The sequence below is a fragment of the Kocuria sp. CPCC 205231 genome, from assembly GCF_040980965.1.
Taxonomy (GTDB): domain Bacteria; phylum Actinomycetota; class Actinomycetes; order Actinomycetales; family Micrococcaceae; genus Kocuria; species Kocuria rosea.
Map to the genome: position 1 here is coordinate 1 of NZ_JAVKPP010000089.1, position 600 is coordinate 600.

1 protein-coding gene is annotated in these 600 nt (G+C 44.0%); it reads right to left on the reverse strand.

Annotated features, from left to right (window positions below; genetic code table 11):
• Window positions 1-160: 160 nt before the first annotated feature.
• Window positions 161-600 (reverse strand): hypothetical protein (locus RF640_RS19005; protein WP_368828668.1); only part of this gene is annotated, 440 nt, incomplete at its 5' end.

The window sequence follows — 600 nt, forward strand, 5'->3', positions numbered from 1 at the left end:
TTTCCGCCTCTTCCTCAATCATGTAATGGAGTTTCATACGTACACTTCACCACGCGTACTCACCGCTGTTTGAAATGTCTTTTAGGCGTTTGCTTCACTTTCCGGAAGTGTCCCTCTTGACTTCACCTTTGGTGTTGTATGCCTTGGGAACATTCTTAAGTCATTCGACAAGTTTTTCATTTCTCTCATCAACCATTATCATTCCATAGTCAATTCCGTTTTGCCAAAGTACGTCTCTCCCTTCTGTCCCGAAACCATATTCCTCAATCTTACCGTTCTTGTTTTCAAGCGGCAGCACCCAATCGAAGTAAACCTTTCCGTCAGAGTTGACCCCTTGAAGGTTATCAACCATTTTTCCGACATAACTTCCGTCATCGTCATCGAAGATGCAACTTGTGGCAGTTCCCTTTCTGACCTTGTATTCATGGTTTCTCATGAATTGGTCGAATGACAGCTTGCTTGCGTCAATCATCATCTGATGGTAAAGTTGAGTGTTTTCACCCTGTGCACCCTTTCCATAACCTTCAATCTCGATTTGCGGATGGAGCATCACCTTAAGGTCTGTATAGACCGTTTGGTATTCGCCGTTTCCCAAGTCCT